The sequence below is a fragment of the Halomonas sp. DP3Y7-2 genome (assembly GCF_019800795.1).
In the GTDB taxonomy this organism is placed as follows: domain Bacteria; phylum Pseudomonadota; class Gammaproteobacteria; order Pseudomonadales; family Halomonadaceae; genus Halomonas; species Halomonas litopenaei_A.
This window is the reverse complement of record NZ_JAHVKJ010000011.1, coordinates 82,931-100,580: the sequence shown is the minus strand read 5'-3', so window position 1 is coordinate 100,580 and position 17,650 is coordinate 82,931. Positions and strand designations below refer to the sequence as shown.

Below are 17,650 nucleotides of genomic sequence, written 5' to 3'. Positions count from 1 at the left end.
CGGCGTCGCCAGCGCTCGGCCGGACGCAGGATACGCCGCGGTGGGTTGATGCTGGCCTATCTGGTGTTCGTACTGCTACCCATCTACTGGTTGGTCAATATGTCACTGCAGACCAACAACGAGATCCTGGGAGAGCTGACCCTGTGGCCTCAGGCGCTGACCTTCGACAACTACACCCGGATCTTCACCGACCCCAGCTGGTACATGGGCTACGTCAACTCCATGACCTATGTGGTGATGAACATGGTCATCAGCATGGTGGTGGCCTTGCCCGCCGCCTATGCCTTCAGTCGCTATCGGTTCATCGGTGACAAGCACCTGTTCTTCTGGCTTTTGACCAACATGATGGCGCCGCCTGCCGTCTTCCTGCTGCCTTACTTTCAGCTCTACTACACGGTCGGCCTGTTCGATACGCACATCGCCGTGGCCTTGGCCCATTGCCTGTTCAACATACCGTTGGCGGTCTGGATTCTCGAGGGCTTCATGTCCAGCGTGCCCAAGGAAATTGACGAGACCGCCTTTATCGATGGCTATAGCTTTCCGCGGTTCTTTGTCCAGGTCTTCATTCCGATGATTCGCTCAGGCATCGGCGTGACCCTGTTCTTTCTGTTCATGTTTTCCTGGGTCGAGCTGCTGCTGGCCCGTACCCTCACCTCCACGGAGGCCCAGCCCATCGTGTCTGTCATGACGAGAACCTCCACCGCCTCTGGTATCGATTGGGGAACCCTGGCGGCAGCGGGAGTGCTGACCATCGTGCCGGGCATCGTGGTGGTGTTTTTCGTCCGTCATCATATCGCCAAGGGCTTTGCTCTGGGGCGCACCTAAGGAGCCGCGACATGGACTGGATGGTGTGGACCCTACCTACGGCGATGTTCTTCTCCGTGATCGCACTGCTGCTGGTGCTGATGACCACCTGGGAGCTGATCTCGCCCAGCCGCGAGCGCCGCGGTTTTCTTCCGATCAGCACAACGCGGGGAGACCGGTTCTTTATCGGCATGCTGTCGGCGGCGTATATCCACCTCGCCGTTATCGGCTTTACCAGCCTTGGTCTGTGGCTGGCATTGGCGTTATCGGTGGTGTGGATGGTGCTGCTGTTGCGCTGGGGGTAACCGACAGGATGCCTGCACCCATTGGCTGGCGACGATAGCGAGGCTGGCCTTCATCAATGATAACAATGAGGTGACCATGAACGTGAGACGCAAGCTCAGCAGGGTAGGTGTAGCCGGATTGCTGCTATTGGCAGGCGACGCCATTGCCCAGGAAGATCGTGCCGCAGTGATCGAGCGGCTGGCCGATGAAGTGTTCGCAAACTCCACCTTGACGCGGGAGCAGCGGATCGCCGAACTGGAGTGGTTTGCCGAGGCCGCGGAGCCCTTTCGTGGCATGGCAATCAACACGGTGGCGGAAGGGTTGACCACCCATACCTGGGAGCGGGACGTGCTGACGCCGGCCTTTCTCGAGCTGACCGGGATAGAGGTGACCCACAACATCATCGGCGAGGGGGATGTGGTTCAGAACATGCAGACCCAGATGCAGTCGGGTCGCAATATCTACGACGCCTATATCAATGACTCCGATTCCATTGGCACCCACATTCGCTACGGATCGACCATCAATCTCAGTGATGCCATGGCCAACGAGTGGAAGGAGCTGACGCTGCCAAGCCTGGATCTGGAGGACTTTATCGGGATTCAGTACACCACGGGGCCAGATGGCAGCCTTTACCAGCTACCGGACCAGCAGTTCGCGAACCTTTACTGGTTCCGCTACGACTGGTTCCAGAGAGAGGACTTTCAACAGCAGTTCCGTGATCTCTACGGCTATGAGCTAGGCGTGCCGACCAACTGGACGGCGTACCAGGATATCGCTGAGTTCTTCAGCGAGCACATCGGCGAGATCGACGGGCAAAAGGTCTATGGCCATATGGATTATGGACGTCGAGATCCCTCGCTGGGTTGGCGTTTCCATGACTCCTGGCTATCAATGGCCGGAATGGGCAGCCCTGGGGTGCCGTTCGGCAACCCGGTGGATGACTGGGGTATTCGCGTAGACGAGGACAGTCATCCGGTGGGAGCCAGCGTCAGCCGAGGCGGGGCCACCAATTCCCCGGCTTCGGTGTTTGCCGTCACCAAGATGGTCGAGTGGCTCAGAGACTTTGCTCCTCCCGAGGCACAGGGCATGACCTTTGGTGAGGCGGGCCCCGTGCCGGCCCAGGGTAATGTGGCGCAGCAGATGTTCTGGTACACCGCCTTTACCGCCGACATGGTCAGCCCGGACGTGGCGGTGACCGATGACCAGGGAAATCCCAAATGGCGGATGGCCCCATCACCGACGGGTCCGTACTGGGAAGAAGGAATGAAGGTGGGCTATCAGGATGTTGGCGCCTGGACCTTCTTCGACTCGACGCCTGAAGACCGTCGCAGTGCTGCCTGGTTGTTCGCTCAATTCAGCGTGTCAAAGACGGTGTCTCTGGAAAAGCTGATGGCGGGGCTGACGCCGATTCGGCGGTCGGACATCTTCTCCGAGCAGATGACCGAGATGGCGCCCAAGCTGGGTGGGCTGGTGGAGTTCTACCGTAGCCCCAACGAAGCCAAGTGGACGCCAACGGGAACCAATGTGCCGGACTATCCGCGCATGGCGCCATTGTGGTGGCAGAACTTGGCACCGGCGGTGAATGGCGATATTTCCGCCCAGGAGGCGCTCGATAATCTGGCGGCAGATCTGGATAACATCATGGCGCGACTGGCTCGGGCCAAGGTGTTTGCCACCTACGAGCCGATTCTCAACGAGCCCAAGGATCCCGAGCAGTGGCTGAGCCAGCCTGGCTCGCCCAAGGCCAAGCTGGACGATGAAATGCCCCAGGGCACCACGGTGCCCTATGACCAGATGATGGAAGACTGGATGTCCGCGGGTACCCGAGAGTAATCCCGGTATAGCGGTGTGTGCCGGCCCCCCAATCCTCAGGATGGGGGGCTTTGTCTTGCAGAGCAGTTTCAGTCGCACTGAGTGAGCCATTAGGGTGAGCCATCAGGGGGAGCCAAAGGGGGGACTAGCGCTTGGCAAAAAGGGGGAGGGTTGCGTGATTGCTACGTTGGCGACCTGGGGTTGGCGCAAAATTGTGCCCTGAAGGGGCGCCGGGATTGGTAACATGGCCCGCGTTTGGAATCGGCTGTCGGCGCGATGAGTCTCTTCTCGCCCCACAACAGACTTCCTGTTCACCACGGAGCCCCCTCATGTCTGACCCCCATTCTTCGTCAACTCAGCCACCCGAACCCTCAGCGACGGCGTCGGATTCATTGCCCAGACTCGCGCTGGTCGGCGCGCAGATGCTGTTCGTGGCCTTCGGTGCCCTGGTGCTGGTGCCTCTGCTGACCGGGCTTGATCCCAATGTCGCTATGTTCACCGCCGGTATCGGTACGCTGGTGTTTCACTTCACCACGCGGATGACGGTGCCGGTGTTCCTGGCATCCTCCTTTGCCTTCATCGCGCCAATTCAGGGCTCCATTGCGCACTTTGGGGTGTCCGCCACTCTGGGCGGGTTGATCGCGGCGGGCCTGGTGTACGTGGTGATCTCGCAGGCGGTGCGTCTGAAGGGGACCGGCTGGCTTCATCGGTTGCTGCCGCCGGTGGTGGTAGGGCCCGTCATCATGGTGATCGGCCTTGCTCTGGCGCCCGTAGCGGTCAATATGGCGACCGGTGAGAACAGCGAAGGGATCGGTTACGCTCAGGCCATGGTTCTGTCCATGTCGAGCTTGCTGGTTACCTTGATTCTGGCAGTGTTCGGACGTGGTCTGCTGCGCCTGGTGCCGATCATGGGTGGCATCGTGACGGGCTACCTGCTGGCCCTGTTGATGGGAGTCGTTGACTTTACTCCGGTGCGCGAAGCCTCTTGGCTGGCGCTGCCATCCTTTACCGCTCCTAGCTTCAACTGGTTGGCCATCGCGTTCATGATCCCTGTGGCCATTGCGCCTGCGGTCGAGCACATTGGTGACATGATTGCCATCGGTTCGGTCACGCGCCGCAACTACCTGGAAAAGCCCGGTCTTCATCGCACCTTGCTGGGCGATGGCCTCGCCACCATCTCTGCGGCCATGTTTGGTGGGCCGCCCAATACCACCTACTCCGAGGTAACCGGGGCGGTCACCCTGACCCGGGCGTTCAATCCGATGTTCATGGTGTCGGCGGCGTTGGTGGCCATCCTGCTGGCCTTCGTGGCCAAGCTGGGAGCCGTGCTCCAGACCATACCTGCGCCGGTCATGGGGGGCATCATGACGCTGCTGTTCGGTTCCATTGCGGTAGTCGGGATGAATACCCTGGTGCGCGCGGGCAAGCCGCTGACAGCGCCCCGCAACCTGGTGGTCGTGTCGTTGATTCTGGTCTTCGGTATTGGTGGCATGCAGTTTGGTGGAGGGCAGTTTGCCCTGCAGGGCGTCAGCCTCGCCGCCCTGGTGGGCATCGCGCTGAACTTGGTACTGCCGCGCGCTCGGGAAGAGGCCTAGCCGAAGTGCCGGGGCGACGCCGCAGCCTGGCGGCGTCGTCCACTGCTTTGACGCTCACTCGGTGAGCGGTGAGATTGTCCCTGCGGTCCTGATCGGACAAGGGCTGAACAGCCAAGCTCTCAGTGATGGATCTGTTCGCCACCATCTGAAAAGGTGGGCGGGGTATTGGCGCTGACGATCACGCATTCTTCCTGCCCCAGATTGCGAAACCGGTGGGGCAGGCGGGAGTCAAAGTAGTAGGCATCTCCTGGGCCAAGCAGCCCCGTCTCTCCGTTGACGGTGATCTCGATCTCCCCGGCGATGACGACACCGCCTTCTTCGCCATCATGCTCCAGCATTTCCTCGCCGGTATCGGCACCCGGTGGATAGCGCTCGTGCAGTACCGACATGCGCCGGTCGGGGCGTCTGGCGGCGACAAGTCGCCATGAAAGGTGGCGATCACCGATCTCGGTCAACTCCGCAGCGCGATAGAAGGGGCTCGGATGATTGGGCTCGTCGGCGGCGAAGAAGGCGCTGATGGAGACCGGCAAGGCGTCAAGTATCTTCTTAAGGGAGCTGACCGAAGGGCTGACATTATTCAGCTCGATAAGCGAGATAGTACTGTTGGTGACGCCCGCTCTTTTCGCTAGTTCGCGCTGAGATAACTGTTTTTCCTGACGTAGTTGGCGCAACCTAGCGCCGACATCGAAACCGTCGTCCATCCTGGTGTCCGCCATTCGTGAGTCGCTGTCGTGCAAAATGATGGACACATGATACCTGCTATGGCCTGGGTGGGTCACCCTCGCGCTCTCGGACTACCTCTATGCGTGCATGGCGACTACCTACGGCCTGAGGCATCATGTAGTGATGCATGACGAACATAGCAATAGGAGCTTCTTGTGGTGAAACCTCAGGCAAGCGAGGTATGTGGTGTTGTCCTGGCGGGTGGTCAGGGACGTCGCATGGGAGGCATCGACAAGGGCCTGGTGTCCTTTGCGGGTCAGCCCCTGGCCGCCCATGCGGTCGCCTGTCTGCGACCCCACGTGGGTTCTGTACTGATCAACGCCAATCGGCATCATGAGGACTATGCGGCGCTTGCCGATGGTGTCTTCAAGGATGCTGCCGAGGGCTTTCAGGGGCCGCTGATGGGCATCTACAGTGCGCTTGAGGCTGCGGACAGCCCCTGGGTCATGGTCGTGCCCTGCGACAGTCCGCTACTGCCCCATGACCTGGTGCCACGCATGTTGGCGGGCTGGCGTGAGGGGATGGACATCCTGGTGGCCCATGACGGAGAGCGTCTGCACCCGGTGGTAGCGCTGCTGGCAGGTCATCTGCGTGAAGATCTGGCACAGGCGTTGGCGCAGGGAGAGCGCAAGATCGATCGCTGGTACGCGCGACATGCCTGGGCCACGGTCGATCTTAGCGACTGTGCGGACGCTTTTGCCAACCTCAACACTGAAGAAGAGCGTCAGCGTCTTGAGCCCACTTTTCCAGGGGAGGGCTCATGAGGTCCCGGCTGCAATGGCAAGTGCAACAGCCGGTATTGGGCATCGCCGCCTGGAGCGGGACCGGCAAGACCACCTTGCTGGAGCGCATCGTACCGATGCTGAAGGCGAAAGGGCTGCGGGTATCGGTCATCAAGCATGCGCATCACCGTTTCGATGTCGATCAGCCTGGCAAGGACAGTCACCGCTTGCGAATGGCCGGGGCGGAGCCGGTGCTGATCGCCTCCCGGGCAAGGGTGGCGATGATGCTGGAGACTCCCGAAGCTGAGGAAGCGGACCTGCAGACGCTGCTGGCCATGGTGGCGCCACTGAAGGCGGACCTGACGCTGGTGGAGGGGTTCAAGGACTGGCCAATGCCCAAGCTGGAACTGCACCGTGCCGCGTTAGGCAAGCCGCTGCTGGCGACCGAGGATCCCTGGGTGCAGGCGGTAGCCTGTGATACTCCCCTGACCACCGCGGTCGAGACGCTGGATCTGAATGCCCACGACCAGCTGGTCGAGTGGATGTTGCGGTGGGCTGCTGACTGGAGCGGCTGGCTGGCGACGCAGGAGGGACGCTGATGATGTCCTCTTTGTCTTGCTTTGACCTGGGTGAGCACATGCTGAGCGTCGACGAGGCACGTCAGGCGCTGCTTACCCTGGTGGATGGCCAGCTGGCGACGGAGTCCGTGGCGCTGGCCCAGGCTCATGGACGCGTGCTGGCCAAGCCGGTGACGGCGCCCTTCAATGTTCCAGGCCACACCAATTCGGCGATGGATGGCATCGCTCTGAGCTGGCCCGAGGAAGGCGTCGCAGGCTCCCTGCGGCGCGTCGGTTCCGCCCTGGCCGGCCGGCCTTTTGCCGGGCGGGTGGGCAGTGGCGAGTGCGTCAGTATCACCACCGGAGCGCCGCTGCCGGCTGGCACCGACACGGTGATCATGGTCGAGCAACTTCAGCAGCACGGGGATGTGGTCGACATCCTCCAGGCTGACCGCGTCAAGCGAGGGCAGAACGTCCGCCAGGCGGGCGAGGATCTACGTCGAGGTGAGGTGGCGCTAGAATCCGGCAGGCGGCTGGAGGCGGCGGCGTTGGGGTTGCTGGCGTCGTTGGGCTGCGCGTCCGTTGAGGTGCGCCGCCTGCCCCGTGTGGCGGTGTTTTCCACCGGGGACGAGGTGACCGCCCCTGGACAGCCTCGCGCTGATGCCGCGATTTATGATGCCAACCGCTTCACCTTGATGGGCATGTTGCAGGAGCATGGCGCAGATGTGCTGGATCTGGGCATCGTACCTGATGACCCGCAGGCGCTGGAGGGTGCTCTGGCACAAGCGGCGCAGCTGGCTGATCTTGTGGTGTCCAGCGGGGGCGTGTCGGTGGGGCAGGCCGACCATACTCGAGCTGCCCTGGAGCGGCTGGGGCGACTGACCCTGTGGCGAATCGCCATGCGTCCTGGCAGGCCGATGGCATGTGGCGTGATGGGGGACGGCGCGACGCCATTTCTGGGCCTGCCCGGCAATCCGGTGGCCTGCATGGTGACCTGTCTGGTCTTCGTTATTCCCCTTGTACGCAAGCTGCAGGGACGTGAGCTGCGCTCGCCTGCGTGGCAGGCGGTGGCCGACAGCGACTTCCGCAGTCGTGAAGGTCGCACCGATTACAGTCGTGGCGTGCTCAAACGAAGTGATGACGGGACCTTGCGGGTGGTCAACACAGGTAGCCAGGGTTCCGGTATCCTGTCCTCCATGGTGGCTGCCGAGTGTCTGGTGGAAATTCCTGCCGACAAGGCAGCGGTTGCCATCAATGATATGGTGACCGTATTCCCTCTCTTTCGTTTCCCCTGAGGCTTGAACATGACGCTTTCCCATCTCAATGCCCGCGGCGAAGCCAATATGGTGGACGTCGGTGACAAGGCATCTACCCGACGTGAAGCAACGGCTACAGGGGCTATCAGTATGGCGCCAGAGACCTTGGCCTTGCTCAGCGATGGGCAGCTGCCCAAGGGAGATGTGCTGGCCACCGCCAGAATTGCCGGTATCCAGGCGGCCAAGCGCACCCACGAGTTGATTCCGCTGTGTCATCAACTGGCCCTGTCCAAGGTCAGTATCGACTTCGATATCGATCGCGAGGCGAGCATGGTCAGGGTGTCCGCGACGTGCCGGCTGAGTGGCAAGACAGGCGTCGAGATGGAAGCGCTCACGGCGGTGTCCGTGGCCTGTCTGACGCTGTATGACATGTGCAAGGCGGTCGACAAGGAGATGGAGATTGGTCAGATCCATGTGGACGCCAAGCAGGGTGGCAAATCCGGAGATTATCGTCGCCGAGAGATAGCACAGGAAACCGTCGCTCCCATCGTGACGAGTCCGGAGAACAGTCCTGCATTGACCTTGGGGCTTGCCTCTGCAGAGCAGCAAAGCGTCAGGGTGAAATGCCTGGCCGAGCTGCGAGAACGCCTGGGTATCGGGGAAACCTCGGTCCCCTTGGACCGTTTACCCAGTGCCGATGTGGCAGGCCTCAAGAAGGCCTTGAAGACGCTGGACCAGCGTTTTTCCGGTTTGGAAGAAGGTCGGGTGCTGTGTGCGGTGAATCAGGTGATGGCCAGCGACAGCACACGCCTGACGTGCGATGACGAGGTGGCCTTTTTCCCGCCGGTCACTGGAGGTTGATGATGATTCGGGTGCAGCAAGAGCGCTTTGACGCAGGTGACGTACAGCAGGCGATGCTGCAAGGTCGCTCCGATGTGGGGGCTGTCGTCAGCTTCACCGGGTTGGTCAGAGATTTCAATGAACGCCCCGACGTCACAGCGTTGACGTTGGAGCATTATCCCGGCATGACCGAGGCCTCGCTGGCCGAGATCGAGGATGAGGCGCGCCGGCGCTGGACGCTCGAGGACGTGTCTATCATCCATCGGGTAGGGCGGCTTGCGCCAGGTGATCCCATCGTTCTGGTGGTGGTAGCCAGTGCTCATCGCCGCGCCGCCTACGAGGCCTGCGAATTCCTGATGGACCAGTTGAAGACGCGGGCACCCTTCTGGAAGAAGGAGCACACGGCCAGCGGCGATTATTGGGTATCCGAGCGCTGTCAGGACCATGCGGACGCTCGTCGATGGGAAGGTGGTGTGCAATGACGGACAGCATGAGCGACGGCTTGGTCGACAGCTTCGGCCGGCGCGTGAATTACGTCAGGCTATCGGTGACGGACCGCTGTGACTTCCGCTGTGTTTACTGCATGAGCGAGGAAATGACGTTCCTCCCGCGGGCACAGGTGCTGACGCTGGAAGAAATCGCCCAGGTGGCGCGAGCCTTCACCGAGCTTGGCGTCGAAAAGATACGTCTGACCGGTGGAGAACCCCTGGTGCGGCGTAATATCGGTGAACTGGTGGCGCGTATCGGTGCCTTGTCAGGGCTCAGGGATTTCGCAATGACCACCAATGGCGCCGGACTTCGGCGTCATGCTGTCGAGCTTCGTCAGGCGGGTCTGAAACGCCTGAATGTCAGCCTGGATTCGCTGGATCCTCAGCGCTTCCGCCGCCTGACCCGTACCGGTGACCTGAGTCGAGTACTCGATGGTATCGAGGCTGCGCGAGAGGCGGGGTTCGAGCGGATCAAGCTCAATGCGGTCGTGCTGAAGGGGCGCAATGAGGATGAGGTGCTGGATCTGGTGACCTTTGCCAGGAACCAGCAGCTTGATATCAGCTTCATCGAGGAAATGCCCCTCGGCGACGTCTCGGATCACTCACGCGCAGAGACATACTGTTCCAGCGATGAGGTCAGGGCGCTGATTGAGCAGCGCCATCCGCTGTTGTCCACGGCGGAAGCCACGGCGGGCCCTTCACGCTATCTCCGGATGGAGGACAGTGATACCCGCATCGGCTTTATTTCTCCCCATAGCCACAACTTCTGCGCAAGTTGCAATCGGGTTCGCGTCACCGTCGAGGGACGCCTGTTGCTGTGTCTAGGCAACGAGCACTCGGTTGACCTGAGGGCGGTGTTGAGACGTTATCCCGGCGACATCGAGCGGCTCAAGCGAGCTATCGTCGAGGCCATGCCCATGAAGCCGGAAAGGCATCATTTCACGACTGACGGGGATGTCCAGGTCGTGCGCTTCATGAACATGACAGGTGGCTAATGGCTTGGGGCTTTATCTGCCATTTGCCGAATAAGTTTTCGCGGGCGCCATGGGCGCCCGCGTTGCGTTGTGCTGCTTCTTCACTCACGGTAACCCGCTGTTGAAGGCTCCGCCATGTAAGGGAATGGCCAGGTATGCTGGGGAATGGAAGGCGATGTATGATGGGTATTGGCACGCCGGTTTTTGATAATTGACCAGGAAATATTTGCTGCATTTCTTGCCAAGAGCCAGAGGTTGCATATACTTTTCTTCAAGTGAATCACGGCGCGCGCCGTTTTATGCCAAGGCTATGGAGTGAGCTATGTCCAGCGAAACATTGGAACGCATTGCACGAAACAAGAATGTGGCACGCGCAGCGGCCCGACAGCTCAGCATGGAGCAACTGCAAAAGCTGGCGGAAGTGGTCGAGGAAGTGATCGATCAAAAGCGTGATGAAGAGCGCCAGCGCCAGCAAGAAGAGATGCAGAAAGCGCAGAAACTGGCGGAAATCCGCGAGCAGATCACTGAGGCGGGATTGTCGCTGGACGACCTGGTGTCCGAGCAGCCCAAGCGCAAGCGTGGCCGTCCGCCCAAGAATGCCAAATAAGTTACACCACCCAAGGCAGGTATTTCATCGCTAGCGTTGCTGGCCCTGCCTTGAGGTGTGGCACCGAGGGTGTCGTGTTAGCGATGATGCCCCTCCGTGCAAGCGGCCCCGGATACCTCCGGGGCCGCATTCGTTTGGGGCCTGGCCACGCTCGGGCCATTCATACGATGTAGGCGTACATAGGGGGCGTACCTAGGGGCGTGCCACTAGTAGAGCGTATGCGAACGCTACGTTGCGAAAGTCGTGTTGCGAAAGTCGGTCCGCAGGTATGCAGGGCTGATGGGGGCACGCAGGGCCTAGAGATCCCCTGCTATGCCTTCCATATCGGTGGCCATCAGCTGTAATTCCAGCTTCGGTCGACGCTGGAGATGGTCATGAAGCCACGCGAGAATGCGCGGATAAAGGCCATGGCGCAGGGCGGATAGGGTGTCGGCTGTCAGCTCATCGAGCTGATCGTCAAGCCAGTCGCTGAAGCTATCTTCGTCGACGCCCAGTGAATGGCTGGTGTCCAGCATCAGGCGCCCAATTCTTGCCCAGCCTCGTTCGGTTGCCACCAGGCTGATGGCCAGATACAGCTCTTCCTGGCGCTGACGCGCGGAAGAGCGCGAGGTGCGCCGATCGATGCCGCCTCGCTCGATGATGCATTGGGATACCGCAAAGCGCTGCTCTACCGTCAAACCGTCCTGATCGAGACGGATCAGGTCACCATTTTGGGGTGCCAGCGGGGCATCAATGCCGAGCCGTTCCGCCAGTGCCTGGTGGGCGGCCTGATGGGGAGCCTCGCCGTGCACCGGTAGCAGTCTGGCCGGCTGTATCCACTGATAGAGGCGCTCAAGTTCTTCCTGGGCGGGATGACCAGAGGCATGTAGCTGTGGGTGGCTGGCGTCGTCGAGGAGATGAACATCGAAGCGGGCAAGGCCTCGTTTCAGGCGTTCGATCAGGTGCTCGTTGCCAGGGATGGCCTTGGCCGAAAATATCACGCTGTCACCCGCTGTCAGCTCGAAATGCGGATGTCGTCCCTGGGCCAGTCGCGACAAGGCGGCGCGGGGTTCTCCCTGGCTTCCTGTAGCGATCACCAGAACCTCTTCAGGGGGCAGATACCCGAGGTCGCTGACCGGGACCAGCGTCGGGAAATCGTCAAAATACCCGAGCTGGCGCGCATGCCCGACCATCCTCTCCATCGAGCGTCCCAGCAGGCTGACGCGCCTGCCGCAGCGACGTGCTGCGCGGCCTATTGCGAGCACACGAGCGAGGTTGCTGGCGAAGCAGGAGACAACGACCCGCCCACTGCAGCCGGCAATGGTGTCCGCCATGGCCTTGGCGACGTCTCCCTCGCTGCGTGAATGCCCCGGCACGTTCGCGTTGGTGGAGTCGGCGACGACCAGGTCGAGGGGAGCCAGGGCGCGGAAAGCGTCTTCATCGACAGGTTCGCCGAGTACCGGCTGCGGGTCGAGCTTCCAGTCACCGGTGTGCAGCAGGCGCGTATTGCCGGCTTGAATGAACACCGCGCAGCTTTCTGGAATCGAGTGTGTCAGGGCGAGGAAGCGACAGGAAAAACCGGCGATGTCCCTGGCCTCTCCCGGGGTGATGACCTCGATGGCATCGCTGGACAGGCCGCGTTCGGCGAACTTGATCCTCAGCATGGCCGCCGCCAGGGGCGTGGCAATGATCGGGCAGCCCCAGCGGGGCCACAGCCAGGCAACGGCACCAATATGGTCCTCGTGGCCATGGGTGATGAGCAGCGCGCTGGGCTGAATGCCGAGGGTCTCCAGGACGGTGGTGTCCGGGACTTGAATGGGATCGCCCGGCAGGTCCTGGCGAATCATCATGCCGCAATCGACCGCCAGCCAGCGTCCCTGGTGGCCATAGAGGCTCAGGTTCATCCCGATTTCGCCGCAACCGCCCAGGGGCAGGAAATGCAGGGGGGAGCGGCGGCGTGGACGAATCTGAATTCGAGGGATCGACATCGGGCTCGGCATAGTGAAGACAGGTAACGCCACTATAAGGGATGGAGGTCGGCTCACTCAACGCAGGACGCCCCTGGCAGCGCAGCAGGAGTCGTTCGCTACCTCACTTTTCGCTACAATGGCCGGTTTTCGTGGCGCGCTATCGAGCGCGTCGAGAGGTGGTGCCAAGGGCACGCCAAGGGTTGGCTTCAAGAGACAAGTGTTATGTCGCATTTCTATCGTCTGGTGGTGTCCTGTCCTGATCGACTGGGGATCGTCGCCCGTGTCTCCAACTTTATTGCTGGGCATGGTGGTTCCATTACCGAGGCCAATCAGCATTCCGACCTGGCGTCGGGACGCTTCTTCATGCGCTACGAGATTCTGGCGGATTCGATTGGCATGTCTCGGGAGGCGCTGTGTGACGCCTTTGCCCCGGTAGCCAGGGAGTTTGAAATGGATTGGGCGCTGCGTGACACTCGTCAGAAGCGCCGAGTGGTGCTCATGGTGTCCAAGGAATCCCACTGCCTGGTCGATCTGCTGTATCGCTGGACGGCGGGGGAGCTGGATTGCGACATTGCGGCGGTGATCAGCAATCACGACGATATGCGCAGCATGGTGGAGTGGCATGGCATTCCCTACCACCATGTGCCGGTCGTCGCTGGTGACAAGCAGGCGGCATTCGCTGAGGTGGAGCGTCTGGTAGAGGCGTCGGCTGCGGACAGCATCGTGCTGGCGCGCTACATGCAGATTCTTCCGCCGGACCTGTGCCAGCGCTACAGCGGTCGCGTGATCAATATCCACCATAGCTTCCTGCCATCGTTTGCCGGCGCCAAGCCGTACCATCAGGCCTACCAGCGAGGGGTGAAGCTGATTGGTGCGACCTGCCACTATGTGACAGAGGAGCTGGATGCCGGGCCGATCATCGAGCAGGACATCCACCGTGTCAGTCATTGCCACACGCCTACCGACCTGGTTCGCTTCGGCCGAGATGTGGAAAAGACGGTGCTGGCGAGGGGGCTGCGCTGGCATCTGGAAGATCGGGTACTGATCCACGATAACAAGACCGTCGTCTTCGCCTGAGCGCTACGTCAGGCCGGAGCCCCTGCTGCGACGTGTCGAGCTCGCCGAGAGGAGGGGGCGGTCATGTCGTTCGCCGAGGTAGTGGTGGCGGGCTGGATGCTGTGGCTGGGTGGGGCGCTGTCAGCAGGGTGTTTGCTGCTGGTAGTGCGCCAGCGGCCCTGGCAGGCGCTGGTGGCCAGTGCCGGGCTGCAGCACCGATGGTTGGCCGCCACCGTGATGATGGCCTTGCTGTGGCAGTTGCGTGCCCAGGCGGTGGACTGGCTGAGCTTGCACTTGCTCTTCACCACCCTGCTGACGCTGGTTTTTCGGGCACCGCTGGCGCTGTTGAGCTGTCTGCTGGTCAACCTGTCGCTGTGCGTGACCGGCAGGGTGGCCTGGCCGCTTATCGGCCTCAATCTTGTCGTGACAGGGGTGGTGCCCATGCTGGTGACCATCGCCATATGGCGTTTGGTCGACAGGCGCCTCCCTGCCCACCCCATGGTGTTTCTGTTTGTCGCCGGTTTTGGCTGTGCCGCGCTCTCTTCGCTGGCCTCGGGGCTCGCGGCCATGGGCGTTGCGTGGTTTGCCGCGGTGAATGCCGAGGTGCTGTTTCAGGTCCGTGAATACCTACGCTTTCTGCCGCTGCTGATGCCGTCGGAAGCCTTTATCAGCGGCATGCTGCTCAGCATTCTGATGTTCTATCACCCGCACTGGGTCGCGACGTTCAACGATCGACGCTATCTCGATGATGACCGGAAGTGAGCCCCCCGGATGTCGAGGGGCTTTGGCTTGCTGTGCTGGCCGCTGGGCCAACCGTCAATGCGGGCGCCTATCGGCGGCAACGGTCAGCGGCGGCAACGGCCATGGGCGGTTGGCGTTCCGTGTCAGTGTCTCGCGTAGCGTGAAGGCTGGGGCGCGGGGTCTGCGTGGCGCGGGCATTGGGGATTGTAGTGCAGGCCTCTTGATTCGCGGCGTGCCAGGGCGCTGGCGACGGTCAATCGCGCCAGCGTCAGGGCGTGACGGAGGGCCAGCAGGGCGGGTGTCGGGCAGGCGTCGTCGGCCAGCTCCGCATAGCGGGAGGCCAGGGTCTCGATACGGGCGGCCGCCTCCTTGAGGCCCTCGTCGAAGCGCACGATGGCCACCCTGGCGCTCATGACTCGGCGCAGTTCCTGGTGTAGTTCAACGATGTCGGACGCCTTAGCCTGGCGGGTGCCAGCGATGACCGACGTCGCCGGATGCTGACGTGGTGGCTCCCTCAGCGTGGCGAGATGACGAGCCGCCGAGCGGGCGTACACGAGGCACTCCAGTAGCGAATTGCTGGCCATGCGATTGGCACCATGCAAACCGGTGCAGGTCACCTCTCCAATCGCATACAGCCCTGTCACGCTGGTCGCGCCGTGTTGATCAACGCTGATCCCGCCACAGCTATAGTGGGCCGCAGGGACGACGGGGATCGGCTGCTGGGTGATATCCAGGCCACGCCCCAGACAGTGGGCATGGATCGTCGGGAAGTGGTGCCGAATGGTCGCCGCCCCCAGATGGCGGATATCCAGCATCACGCAGGGGCTGTCGGTGCGTTGCATTTCGGCGTCAATGGCCCTTGCCACCACATCGCGTGGGGCCAGCTCGGCCCGTGGGTCGATGTCTGGCATGAAGCGTTTGCCATCCGCATTCAGCAGCAGGCCGCCTTCTCCGCGTACCGCCTCGCTGATCAGGAAAGGAGGACCCTCCGGGTCATACAGGCAGGTGGGATGGAACTGCTGGAATTCCAGGTTGCTCAGCTGCGCACCGGCATCGTAGGCCATGGCCATGCCCTCGCCACTGGCGGGAGAGGGGCTGGTGGTGTGCAGGTAGAGTCCGCTGGCGCCCCCGGTCGCCAGTACCGTGTCCTGGGCAATGAGTTCCTGGACCTGATGCCGGGGATCGAGGCATCGGGCTCCGCAGCACTGGCCTTGAGCGTTGCTGATCAGCTCGTAGGCGACCAGGTCATCACGCAAGGTAATGGACGGATGCTGGAGGGCGCGCTCCCTCAGGGTATCAATGACCGCGCGACCGGTGGCATCTTCTGCGTGGATGATCCGTCTGGCGTTGTGCCCGCCTTCCCGAGTGAGGTGATAGGGATACCCCAGGCTAGGATCTGTCTCGGGGGTGAAGGGCACCCCGAGTTGAAGCAGCCAGTCGATGGCGTCAGGACCCTGTTCCACGGTGAAGCGCACGGCTTGCTCGTCGCACAGTCCGTCACCGGCGACCAGAGTGTCCTGTACGTGAGCCTCGATATTATCCTGGGGGGATAATACCGCCGCGATCCCGCCCTGCGCCCAGCGGCTGGCCCCTCTATCGTCGTTGCCGGGCCGCAGCAGCGTCACCCTGCGGTGATCGGCCAGCTCCAGGGCCATGGCAAGACCGGCGACGCCGCCACCGATGATCAGGACGTCATGACTGGCGTGGGTCATGGGATCTTCCTTCCTTGCTGTCGAGAGAGGGTGCCTGGTGCAGGCCGTGACGCGGGGCTCGTCGTCGCAGTCGCTTGCTGGGGAGGCGTTCGAGTTTGCCAAGCTGCTCAGCGATGGACCCGGAGAGGCGGGCCAGCTCGCGGTTCAGCCACAGGTAGCCGCTGGGACCAAACAGCATTCTGCCATCATCACTGCGCGTGGTGGAGGCCTCTGCGGCAAAGGCTTCCAGCGAAAAAGGCGTGATGTTGGCCTGGATGGGCCGACCCGTGCGTATCTCGAACGCCAGGGTGCCGATATCCCTGGCGAGCACATGCTGTTGGGCCCGCAGCCCCTCCATGGTATCGATCTGCTCGTGTCCCTGGCGGGTGCTCCAGTGAGTCTCCAGCAGCAGCTCCAGCGTCGACAGCATGCGTCGTTGGTAGGAAATAAGGCCGTCGACGTCGGTGCGAGACAGCCTGCCCTCACGGTGCACCGCATCCGTCAGTCCGCGCTGCTTGATCAGTAGCTGACTGGCCGCCTTGAACAGCTCTCGGGTGTCGATTCCCGGTGCCGCGGTGGATGACGTGTGGGCGTGATACAGCCGGGCCATCTGATCAAGGCAGTCGGCCAGCAGAAAGCGCTGCAGGTCCGTGGCCTTGTGGGGCAGAAAGACCAGCGTGGCGGCGATGCCCACCAGGGTGCCGACCAGCACGTCGAGGCCCCGCCACAGGGCGACATCCAGCTGCTGGGTACCATCGCCGATAACGAGCAGCAGGCTGATGGCAAACATCAGGCCGCTGTACGCCTGGCGGGCACCGAATACCCACCAGGTGGCGACAGCGATACCGGCCAGAGAGCCCAGCTGAACGGCCCAGGGTGGGATGGGCAGGCTGATCAGCAACAGGCCCAGGGCGGCACCAATCAGCGTACCTGCCAGGCGCTGACGGCCCTTGTCGATGACGCCGCCAACATGGGGCAGATTGCCCATGACCATAACGGTGCTGACCAGGGCCCAGCCACTATGTTGCAGCGGCAACAGCTCGACAATGGTGAAGGTCACCATCAGGGCCAGCGTGACGCGCAGTACATGGAATAGGCGCCGATGTCGGTGGTTGATAAAGGGGTCGCGCAGGCGTCCGAGTAACATGGGTCAGCTCCTGGCCTGCGTGGGTGAAAGCGGCAATGTGCGCAAGGCGGGTTCCGCGCAGTGGTGTGCGGTCACGGCTGGAAGCGTCATTGGTGTCTGGCGGAGGGCGGGCGGAAGCAAGCGGTTGCTCAAGGTTCGGCGGCCGTTATGAAGTGGCGTAAAGAGGCGCAGATGCTAACACGTCACGGCGACGTCGTCCTGGCCTCAGGGGCTATTCAGTACCGGACGCAGGTGTATGTTGAGGCCTGGCTCAAGGGGCAGGGGCCAGGTGAAGGGCTCACGCTGAAGGTGAGGCGCTGGGTGCAGCCAGCTCGCGTCCTGAGATGTGAGCGTGGTGAGTAAGACGAGGGTTGATGACATGTGGCGGATACAGATCGGGCGGATACAAGTGGCGCGGATA

The 17,650-nt window shown here is 62.0% G+C and carries 17 protein-coding genes; 13 read left to right on the top strand and 4 right to left on the bottom strand.

All coding sequences use genetic code 11. The features are described 5' to 3' along the window. The first annotated feature begins 48 nt into the window (after nt 1-48). The 4 genes from KUV45_RS16080 to KUV45_RS16065 all read left to right on the top strand — a co-directional run bounded on the left by KUV45_RS16080 (nt 49) and on the right by KUV45_RS16065 (nt 4,499). Nucleotides 49-825, top strand: coding sequence for a carbohydrate ABC transporter permease (locus KUV45_RS16080; RefSeq protein WP_374107045.1), 777 nt, complete (start codon nt 49-51; stop codon nt 823-825). 11 nt (nt 826-836) lie between these two features. Continuing rightward, nucleotides 837-1,109 carry a DUF2160 domain-containing protein gene (locus KUV45_RS16075; RefSeq protein WP_206944573.1) on the top strand — a complete coding sequence of 91 codons (273 nt, stop codon included), beginning with the start codon at nt 837-839 and terminating at the stop codon, nt 1,107-1,109. Nucleotides 1,110-1,185: 76 nt separating this feature from the next. Next, nucleotides 1,186-2,925, top strand: a complete 1,740-nt coding sequence (locus KUV45_RS16070; RefSeq protein WP_206944572.1) for an ABC transporter substrate-binding protein — start codon at nt 1,186-1,188, stop codon at nt 2,923-2,925. Nucleotides 2,926-3,233: 308 nt separating this feature from the next. Next, nucleotides 3,234-4,499, top strand: a complete 1,266-nt coding sequence (locus KUV45_RS16065) for a uracil-xanthine permease family protein (RefSeq protein WP_222163330.1) — start codon at nt 3,234-3,236, stop codon at nt 4,497-4,499. A gap of 119 nt (nt 4,500-4,618) precedes the next feature. Here the strand turns inward: KUV45_RS16065 and KUV45_RS16060 are convergent, their stop codons facing one another. Next, entirely contained in the window at nt 4,619-5,200 is a 582-nt protein-coding gene (locus KUV45_RS16060; protein WP_206944764.1) for a cupin domain-containing protein, read from the bottom strand. A 177-nt stretch (nt 5,201-5,377) separates the two neighbouring features. Here KUV45_RS16060 and mobA point away from each other — a divergent pair, with 177 nt between their 5' ends. The 7 genes from mobA to KUV45_RS16025 all read left to right on the top strand — a co-directional run bounded on the left by mobA (nt 5,378) and on the right by KUV45_RS16025 (nt 10,666). Then, on the top strand, nt 5,378-5,986 hold the full coding sequence (gene mobA / locus KUV45_RS16055) for a molybdenum cofactor guanylyltransferase MobA (RefSeq protein WP_222163329.1): 609 nt from the start codon (nt 5,378-5,380) through the stop codon (nt 5,984-5,986). After that, nucleotides 5,983-6,543 carry a molybdopterin-guanine dinucleotide biosynthesis protein B gene (gene mobB, locus KUV45_RS16050; protein ID WP_222163328.1) on the top strand — a complete coding sequence of 187 codons (561 nt, stop codon included), beginning with the start codon at nt 5,983-5,985 and terminating at the stop codon, nt 6,541-6,543. Before mobA ends, mobB begins: the two co-directional genes overlap by 4 nt. Beyond that, a complete protein-coding gene (gene glp / locus KUV45_RS16045; protein ID WP_224852074.1) occupies nt 6,543-7,796 on the top strand; it encodes a gephyrin-like molybdotransferase Glp in 1,254 nt (417 codons plus the stop codon). Before mobB ends, glp begins: the two co-directional genes overlap by 1 nt. Before the next feature lie 9 nt (nt 7,797-7,805). Then, nucleotides 7,806-8,618: a cyclic pyranopterin monophosphate synthase MoaC gene (gene moaC / locus KUV45_RS16040; protein ID WP_222163327.1), complete on the top strand. Its 813-nt coding sequence runs from the start codon at nt 7,806-7,808 to the stop codon at nt 8,616-8,618. 2 nt (nt 8,619-8,620) lie between these two features. Beyond that, nucleotides 8,621-9,079 carry a molybdopterin synthase catalytic subunit MoaE gene (moaE, locus tag KUV45_RS16035; protein ID WP_206944763.1) on the top strand — a complete coding sequence of 153 codons (459 nt, stop codon included), beginning with the start codon at nt 8,621-8,623 and terminating at the stop codon, nt 9,077-9,079. A gap of 8 nt (nt 9,080-9,087) precedes the next feature. Continuing rightward, entirely contained in the window at nt 9,088-10,080 is a 993-nt protein-coding gene (moaA, locus tag KUV45_RS16030) for a GTP 3',8-cyclase MoaA (protein WP_222163687.1), read from the top strand. A gap of 301 nt (nt 10,081-10,381) precedes the next feature. After that, entirely contained in the window at nt 10,382-10,666 is a 285-nt protein-coding gene (locus tag KUV45_RS16025) for a hypothetical protein (RefSeq protein WP_206944564.1), read from the top strand. A gap of 296 nt (nt 10,667-10,962) precedes the next feature. Here KUV45_RS16025 and KUV45_RS16020 read toward each other — a convergent pair whose 3' ends face one another. Beyond that, the gene (locus tag KUV45_RS16020) at nt 10,963-12,549 is read right to left on the bottom strand and encodes a ribonuclease J (RefSeq protein WP_222163686.1); all 1,587 of its coding nucleotides are present in this window, start codon (nt 12,547-12,549) and stop codon (nt 10,963-10,965) included. Between the two features lie 288 nt (nt 12,550-12,837). Between KUV45_RS16020 and purU the strand changes: the two genes are divergently transcribed. Beyond that, the gene (purU, locus tag KUV45_RS16015) at nt 12,838-13,692 is read left to right on the top strand and encodes a formyltetrahydrofolate deformylase (RefSeq protein ID WP_206944563.1); all 855 of its coding nucleotides are present in this window, start codon (nt 12,838-12,840) and stop codon (nt 13,690-13,692) included. 63 nt (nt 13,693-13,755) lie between these two features. Then, a complete protein-coding gene (locus KUV45_RS16010) occupies nt 13,756-14,433 on the top strand; it encodes an energy-coupling factor ABC transporter permease (RefSeq protein ID WP_222163326.1) in 678 nt (225 codons plus the stop codon). Between the two features lie 122 nt (nt 14,434-14,555). Here the strand turns inward: KUV45_RS16010 and nadB are convergent, their stop codons facing one another. Both nadB and KUV45_RS16000 read right to left on the bottom strand, forming a co-directional pair. Continuing rightward, nucleotides 14,556-16,124, bottom strand: a complete 1,569-nt coding sequence (gene nadB / locus KUV45_RS16005) for an L-aspartate oxidase (protein WP_222163325.1) — start codon at nt 16,122-16,124, stop codon at nt 14,556-14,558. After that, entirely contained in the window at nt 16,105-17,250 is a 1,146-nt protein-coding gene (locus KUV45_RS16000; RefSeq protein WP_222163324.1) for an FUSC family protein, read from the bottom strand. Before KUV45_RS16000 ends, nadB begins: the two co-directional genes overlap by 20 nt. Nucleotides 17,251-17,650: the final 400 nt, after the last annotated feature.

What these genes read in the sequence shown, in the direction of transcription:
- nadB (WP_222163325.1), bottom strand. Translation starts at nt 16,124, where the DNA reads ATGACCCACGCCAGTCATGACGTCCTGATCATCGGTGGCGGCGTCGCC.
- moaA (WP_222163687.1), top strand. Translation starts at nt 9,088, where the DNA reads ATGAGCGACGGCTTGGTCGACAGCTTCGGCCGGCGCGTGAATTACGTC.
- KUV45_RS16020 (WP_222163686.1), bottom strand. Translation starts at nt 12,549, where the DNA reads ATGAACCTGAGCCTCTATGGCCACCAGGGACGCTGGCTGGCGGTCGAT.
- KUV45_RS16000 (WP_222163324.1), bottom strand. Translation starts at nt 17,250, where the DNA reads ATGTTACTCGGACGCCTGCGCGACCCCTTTATCAACCACCGACATCGG.
- KUV45_RS16075 (WP_206944573.1), top strand. Translation starts at nt 837, where the DNA reads ATGGACTGGATGGTGTGGACCCTACCTACGGCGATGTTCTTCTCCGTG.
- KUV45_RS16070 (WP_206944572.1), top strand. Translation starts at nt 1,186, where the DNA reads ATGAACGTGAGACGCAAGCTCAGCAGGGTAGGTGTAGCCGGATTGCTG.
- KUV45_RS16065 (WP_222163330.1), top strand. Translation starts at nt 3,234, where the DNA reads ATGTCTGACCCCCATTCTTCGTCAACTCAGCCACCCGAACCCTCAGCG.
- mobB (WP_222163328.1), top strand. Translation starts at nt 5,983, where the DNA reads ATGAGGTCCCGGCTGCAATGGCAAGTGCAACAGCCGGTATTGGGCATC.
- KUV45_RS16025 (WP_206944564.1), top strand. Translation starts at nt 10,382, where the DNA reads ATGTCCAGCGAAACATTGGAACGCATTGCACGAAACAAGAATGTGGCA.
- glp (WP_224852074.1), top strand. Translation starts at nt 6,543, where the DNA reads ATGATGTCCTCTTTGTCTTGCTTTGACCTGGGTGAGCACATGCTGAGC.
- moaE (WP_206944763.1), top strand. Translation starts at nt 8,621, where the DNA reads ATGATTCGGGTGCAGCAAGAGCGCTTTGACGCAGGTGACGTACAGCAG.
- KUV45_RS16060 (WP_206944764.1), bottom strand. Translation starts at nt 5,200, where the DNA reads ATGGACGACGGTTTCGATGTCGGCGCTAGGTTGCGCCAACTACGTCAG.
- KUV45_RS16080 (WP_374107045.1), top strand. Translation starts at nt 49, where the DNA reads ATGCTGGCCTATCTGGTGTTCGTACTGCTACCCATCTACTGGTTGGTC.
- purU (WP_206944563.1), top strand. Translation starts at nt 12,838, where the DNA reads ATGTCGCATTTCTATCGTCTGGTGGTGTCCTGTCCTGATCGACTGGGG.
- moaC (WP_222163327.1), top strand. Translation starts at nt 7,806, where the DNA reads ATGACGCTTTCCCATCTCAATGCCCGCGGCGAAGCCAATATGGTGGAC.
- KUV45_RS16010 (WP_222163326.1), top strand. Translation starts at nt 13,756, where the DNA reads ATGTCGTTCGCCGAGGTAGTGGTGGCGGGCTGGATGCTGTGGCTGGGT.